This window comes from Microbacterium sp. (assembly GCF_036566905.1).
GTDB lineage: Bacteria > Actinomycetota > Actinomycetes > Actinomycetales > Microbacteriaceae > Microbacterium.
Genome location: NZ_DATCVK010000247.1, coordinates 1 through 5,609, shown reverse-complemented (window position 1 = coordinate 5,609; position 5,609 = coordinate 1). Strand labels below are relative to the sequence as shown.

Annotated in this window: 7 protein-coding genes; 5 read left to right on the top strand and 2 right to left on the bottom strand. The window is 72.4% G+C overall.

The window, feature by feature from the left end:
- The first annotated feature begins 305 nt into the window (after positions 1 to 305).
- Together VIP82_RS22480 and VIP82_RS22475 are read left to right on the top strand one after the other, a co-directional pair.
- Positions 306 to 1,532 carry a pyridoxal phosphate-dependent aminotransferase gene (locus VIP82_RS22480; RefSeq protein WP_331912774.1) on the top strand — a complete coding sequence of 409 codons (1,227 nt, stop codon included), beginning with the start codon at positions 306 to 308 and terminating at the stop codon, positions 1,530 to 1,532.
- Positions 1,533 to 1,606: 74 nt separating this feature from the next.
- Positions 1,607 to 1,972, top strand: coding sequence for a hypothetical protein (locus tag VIP82_RS22475; RefSeq protein ID WP_331912772.1), 366 nt, complete (start codon positions 1,607 to 1,609; stop codon positions 1,970 to 1,972).
- 78 nt (positions 1,973 to 2,050) lie between these two features.
- Here VIP82_RS22475 and VIP82_RS22470 read toward each other — a convergent pair whose 3' ends face one another.
- Positions 2,051 to 2,488 (bottom strand): Rv3235 family protein, encoded by a 438-nt coding sequence (locus VIP82_RS22470; RefSeq protein WP_331912770.1) that lies wholly within the window; start codon positions 2,486 to 2,488, stop codon positions 2,051 to 2,053.
- Between the two features lie 129 nt (positions 2,489 to 2,617).
- Here VIP82_RS22470 and VIP82_RS22465 point away from each other — a divergent pair, with 129 nt between their 5' ends.
- Entirely contained in the window at positions 2,618 to 3,226 is a 609-nt protein-coding gene (locus VIP82_RS22465) for a hypothetical protein (RefSeq protein ID WP_331912768.1), read from the top strand.
- 90 nt (positions 3,227 to 3,316) lie between these two features.
- Here the strand turns inward: VIP82_RS22465 and VIP82_RS22460 are convergent, their stop codons facing one another.
- Entirely contained in the window at positions 3,317 to 3,598 is a 282-nt protein-coding gene (locus VIP82_RS22460; protein ID WP_331912766.1) for an excisionase family DNA-binding protein, read from the bottom strand.
- 99 nt (positions 3,599 to 3,697) lie between these two features.
- Between VIP82_RS22460 and VIP82_RS22455 the strand changes: the two genes are divergently transcribed.
- Together VIP82_RS22455 and VIP82_RS22450 are read left to right on the top strand one after the other, a co-directional pair.
- On the top strand, positions 3,698 to 4,330 hold the full coding sequence (locus VIP82_RS22455; protein WP_331912764.1) for an SAF domain-containing protein: 633 nt from the start codon (positions 3,698 to 3,700) through the stop codon (positions 4,328 to 4,330).
- Between the two features lie 8 nt (positions 4,331 to 4,338).
- The coding region (locus VIP82_RS22450; RefSeq protein ID WP_331912762.1) for a CpaE/TadZ family protein at positions 4,339 to 5,609 on the top strand (1,271 nt) is incomplete at its 3' end.

Here is a 5,609-nt window from a genome sequence, read left to right as displayed (position 1 = left end):
GCTCTTCCGATCTCTTCGGCCAGCGCACGGAGGGCGAGGCCCCGGCCGCGCAGCAGGCTCCGCTCAACCGCGCCCAGCGCCGCGCCGCCGAGCAGCGCAAGAAGTAGCGGCGTCGCGGCCGGCGTCCCACGCCCGGTCGCGGCATCCGCTCGCCCGGAACAGGCGTTCTGGCGCACCCAGGACGATCTCACGCGGATCCTCCTGTGCTCGCCGGAACGCCTGTTCTCGGTCACGGACGCGGCGGCCGAGCCGGCCGGGCCACGCGGAGTCCATTGGCCCTCGCCGGCCGCGGATATCCTGAAGCGATGAGTCCCCTCCGTACCCTCGATCAGTCGAGCAAGCTCCAGAACGTTCTCTACGAGATCCGTGGGCAGGCACTGGCCGAGGCAGACCGGCTGGAGGACGAGGGATACACGATCCTCAAGCTGAACACCGGCAACCCGGCGGTGTTCGGCTTCGAGGCGCCGTTCCAGATCGTCCGCGACATGATCGAGGCGGTCCCGCACGCGCACGGCTACAGCGACAGCAAGGGCATCATGTCGGCCCGGCGCGCCGTGGTGTCGCGGTACGAGCAGGTGCCGGGCTTCCCGCAGTTCGACCCCGATGACGTCTACCTCGGCAACGGCGTCTCGGAGCTCATCACGATGACGATGCAGGCGCTGCTCGACGAGGGCGACGAAGTACTCATCCCGGCGCCGGACTATCCGCTCTGGACCGCGATGACGAGTCTCGCGGGCGGCACCCCCGTGCATTACCGCTGCGATCCCGACGACGACTGGCAGCCGGATCTCGAAGACATCCGCGCGAAGGTGACGCCGCGCACCAAGGCGATCGTCGTCATCAACCCCAACAACCCGACGGGGGCGGTGTACACCCGCGAGGTGCTCCAGGGCATCATCGAGATCGCGCGCGAGAACTCGCTGCTGCTGCTGTCCGACGAGATCTACGACCGCATCCTCTTCGATGACGCCCAGCACATCCCGCTCGCGACGCTCGCGCCCGACCTGCTGTGCCTCACCTTCAACGGCCTGTCCAAGACCTATCGGGTTGCAGGCTACCGGTCGGGCTGGCTCGTGATCACGGGGCCCAAGCGCCACGCTGCCGGCTTCCTCGAGGGCATCCAGCTGCTCGCCTCGACGCGGCTGTGCCCCAACGTCCCCGCGCAGCACGCGGTGCAGGCGGCGCTGTCGGGGGTGCAGTCGATCGACGCGCTCATCGCCCCCGAGGGCCGGCTCCACGAACAGCGGGATGCCGCGTGGGAGGGGCTCGAGCGCATCCCCGGCGTGACGTGCTCCAAGCCGAAGGGCGCCCTCTACGCGTTCCCGCGGCTCGACCCGAACGTGTACGAGATCCGCGACGATGCCAAGCTCGTCTACGACTTCCTCGTCGCCGAGCACGTGCTGCTGGTGCAGGGGACGGGCTTCAACTGGCCGACCCCCGACCACCTGCGCATCGTCACGCTGCCGGAGGCCCGCGTCCTGTCGGAGGCGATCGAGCGTCTCGGCAACTTCCTGTCGTCGTACAAGCAGTGAGGCGTAGGGTGCCGCCGGCCGCGGCATCCGTCAAGACCCTCGCCGGCGGACAGCGCGCGACGTAGCGTCGCGGCATGTCCATCGAACTGAACCAGCCGGCGCTGCGCCACGCGCGAGCGCTCATCCGGGACGGCAAGGTCGTGCGCGATGAACGCGACGACTGGTCGGAAGCGGCCCCCACCGCCGATGAGGAGAACTCGTTCATCGAGCGAGAAGGATGGACCGAGTACTCGCACTGGCATCTCGGCGTCGACCGGGGGGAGAACGGGGAGACGAAGCAGGCGTACTCGTTCCCGTTCGGCGATTTCACACGCGTGCACCGGTCGGGCGTGATCTCGGCGGAGAGCCGGGCCGGCCAGCACGACCACTACGAGATCCGCGACGCCCTGCGGGCCCTCCTCGACCTCATCGACAAGGACGAGAAGGGCGACAAGGACTGACGGGGCCGGCCGCATCGTCGGGACCGGCTCCGTCGTCAGGTGCGCCCCGGTCGGGGCGCGGCTGGGAGTGCGCGCGCCTCAGAGGAGCGCGAGGGAGGTGGCGCGCCAGCGCCCGTCCATGCCCTCGATCCGCACCGCGAGTGCGCGCGTGCGCGCAGGCCCGCGGACCACGACGACCGCTTCGACGATGCCGTCGGCGGGCGAGGACTCGTGCACCGACAGGATCGTGTGCACCGGGCGCTTCGCTGCGACACCGCGTGCGCTGCGCGCGCGTGTCGCGAGGTTCGCGCGCGTGACGAGCTTGCGGTAGGCGTCTTCGGTGAGCCATCGGGCCAGCTGGTCGACCTCGCGGACTCCGGCGAAGACCTCGAGCACGCCGAGCGTGAGGTTGCGCAGGAACGGCTCCGGAAGGGGGAGGTCGGTGGAAGGCGTCCGCTGCGGCGCGAAGAACTCTGCGAGCTGCGTGCTGCGGAACGCGTGTGGTGCGCGGGCGGTGCCCGCGGGCGTCGTTGCCATGGGTGCCTATCTCGACAGGGGGATGTCTTCCGGACAGTAGAACACACGGCGAACTCACAGCGAAAATCGAGCGGCACCGCTTGTGGATAACTCGCGGGCCGATCGCCTGCGGTGCCCTACTCTCACTGAGTGCGCTGGGACCGCTTCTTCGACGACCTCGAGGATCAGCTCGCCTCCGAATGGGAGGCGGAACGGGCCGCGCTCGACACCGAGGCCGAGCGCCTGCGGCTCTCGCGGGTCCAGTTGGCGGAGCGGCTGACCCTCCTGACCTCGCGCGACCCCGCCGCGCCGGCGGTCGTATCGCTCGACCTCGCCGACGGCGCCACCGTGCGGGCGAGCGTCACCGGCGTGGGTGCCGACTGGGTCTCGCTCGCACTCGCCGAAGGCCCGGGCGGGGCGGTGATCGTGCCGTTCGCAGCGATCTCCTCGATCGGGATGCCGCACGCCGACCTGCTGCGCACCGCCCGCCCTGCGCCGCCGCGGTCGCCGCTCGCCGACCGCCTGACCTTCGGGTTCGTGCTCCGCGACCTCGTGCGGCGCAGGGCGGGAGTCGCGGTGCACCTCGTGTCGGGGCGCGTGCTCACCGGGACGATCGACCGCGCGGGCGCGGACCACCTCGACCTCGCGCTGCATGAACCCGGTGCACCACGGCGCGCCGACGCCGTCGCGGGCTACCGTCTGGTGCCGTTCGTCGCGATCGCGTGGCTGCGTGCCGACGAGGCGCCCGCGCTGCCCTGAACCGTCTGTGTACGGCGCCGACGCGCCGGGCCGTCGGCGCGGCCCGGCCCACCGCGGGGTCGGGCCCGGCTGAACGCGACAGCTGGCGTTTCAGTCCGGGCGGCGGACGATTCCGCTGCCCCACAGCTCGGGGAAGCTCGCGGTCTGCGACTGGCGCCAGAGCGCCATCCGCCGTGCCTCCTCGGCCTGGTCGTCGAGGTACTCGTCGACACTCGCCGCATCCACCCGCCAGCGCGCCGGAGATCCGACCCGCAGACCGCGCAGCCGCCCCTCGTGCACGAGTGCCATGACCTCGTCGACGGAGACGCCGAGCACCTCGCCCACCTGGGCAGGGGCGAGCAGACGCACGTTCGACGTCGGGTCATCGGACATGCCCCCCATTATGGACCCGCCCCCGGGGTACGGGCCGGGGCCCGAGAGCCCTGTGGATAACGCCCGACGTCGTTCGGCCGAGTCGGCGACGATGGTGCCATGACGGCCCACAGCGACCCTGTCCGCACCCCGCGACGAGCCTTCTGGGGCGACGCGCGGTTCTTCCTCGGTGTGCTGCTCGTCGTGGCATCCGTCGTCGGCGTGTGGCTGGTCGTCTCGGCCGCACGGCAGACCGTGCCGGTCTACGCCGCGGCCCACACGATCGTGCCCGGCGAGGCGATCGGCACCGGCGACCTCAAGGTGGTCGACGTCGCGCTCGGGTCGCTGGCGGGCACCTACCTCACTGCCGACGATCTGGATGGGACTCCGGTCGCGACCCGCACGATCGAGGCGGGCGAACTCGTGCCCGCGGCATCCGTCGGCGACCCGGCCGCCGCGCGCACCACCAGCGTCGTCGTCCGCAGCGCCGTCGACGTGCCGGCCTCGGTCGAGGCGGGCACCGTCGTCGAACTGTGGTCCGCCCCGCTCCTCGAGCAGGGCGCGTACGACGAGCCGCGCATCCTCGTCGCCGACGCCACCGTCGTCTCGGTCACGCGCGACGACTCGATGATCGGCGGCGGCGCGGCTGCCCTCGAGCTCGTCATCCCACGCGCCGATGTCGCGGCGACGCTGGCCGCGATGGCCGACGAGTCCGCACTCTCGATCGTGCCGACGACGGGCACCGGCTCGTGAGGGTCGTGGTGGCCGTCGACGACGCCGTGCTCCTCGTCGAGGGACTGCGTCGCGAGGGGATCGACGTCATCGTCGAGGTCGCGGCCGCGGCTCCCGCGCTCGCCGCGTCGGATGGGATGCTCGGCGACGACGGCGAGACGCTGCTGCGGGCGCTCGCCGACGCGGATGCCCTGGTCGTCTCGGTGTCCCGCGCCACGATGTCGCCCACCGTGGTCGCGCTGTGCGACCGCGCGGGGACGCGTGTCGTGCCGCTCGTCGAGGACGCCGCGGGGGAGCGCGTGGCCGCGGCGTGCGGGCTGGAGGCTCCGTTGAGCCGCCACACCGAGCCATGGCGCATCGCCGAGGCGCTCTCGATCGGTCCGACGACCGCAGCTCCGCGGCCGCTGGAATCGCGCCCGCAGCCGAGAGTGATCGTCGTCTGGGGGCCGGCCGGGGCGCCCGGACGCTCCACGGTCGCCACCGAACTGGCTGTCGAGCTCGCGCGCGGCGGCCGTCACGTCGGACTGGTCGACGCCGACACGCACGCGGCGTCCCTCGCTCTCACCCTCGGCCTCGCCGATGAGGGGCCGGGCTTCGCCGCGGCCTGTCGGCAGGCCGAGCTCGGCGGACTCGACGTCAGCGAGCTCACCCGCATCGCCGTGCCGCTCGGCCGCACCGGTGTCGACGTGCTCACCGGCATCAACCGCCCGTCGCGCTGGCCAGAGCTGAGCGAGCGGCGGGTCGTCGCCGCGCTCGCCGCCTGCCGCGAATGGGCCGACTACACGGTCGTCGACGTGGCGTCATCGCTCGAGCGCGACGAGGAGATCGTGAGCGACCTCGACGGTCCGCGGCGGAACGCCGCCACCCTCGCCGCGCTGCGCAGCGCCGACCTCGTCATTGCCGTGGTCGCCGCCGACCCCGTCGGCATCGCGCGCTTCCTCCGCGGGCACGCCGACCTGCGCGCGACCATCGGGGCGACACCGGTGGCGGTCATCGCGAACCGGCTGCGGCCCGGCACCCTCGGCATCGATGCCCGCGGGCAGGTGCGACGCACCCTCGACCGGTTCGGCGGCATCGAGGACGTGTGGTTCCTGCCGCAGGACCCGCGATCGACGGATGCCGCGATCCTCGCGTCCCTGCCCATCGCAGAGGTCGCTCCGCGCTCTCCGCTCACCCTGGCGTTGCGCCGATTCGTGGGCGAGGCGGTCGTGCCCGCGCCGGAGCCGCAGCGCCCGGCCGCCGGACGACGTCGTGGCATCGGGACGGGTCGCGGCCGTCGGGCCGCACGGGCGGGTGCCGA

Excerpts from the sequence above, each read along its gene's own strand:
- VIP82_RS22475 (WP_331912772.1), top strand. The coding sequence starts at position 1,607 with ATGTCCATCGAACTGAACCAGCCGGCGCTGCGCCACGCGCGAGCGCTC.
- VIP82_RS22455 (WP_331912764.1), top strand. The coding sequence starts at position 3,698 with ATGACGGCCCACAGCGACCCTGTCCGCACCCCGCGACGAGCCTTCTGG.
- VIP82_RS22470 (WP_331912770.1), bottom strand. The coding sequence starts at position 2,488 with ATGGCAACGACGCCCGCGGGCACCGCCCGCGCACCACACGCGTTCCGC.
- VIP82_RS22460 (WP_331912766.1), bottom strand. The coding sequence starts at position 3,598 with ATGTCCGATGACCCGACGTCGAACGTGCGTCTGCTCGCCCCTGCCCAG.
- VIP82_RS22480 (WP_331912774.1), top strand. The coding sequence starts at position 306 with ATGAGTCCCCTCCGTACCCTCGATCAGTCGAGCAAGCTCCAGAACGTT.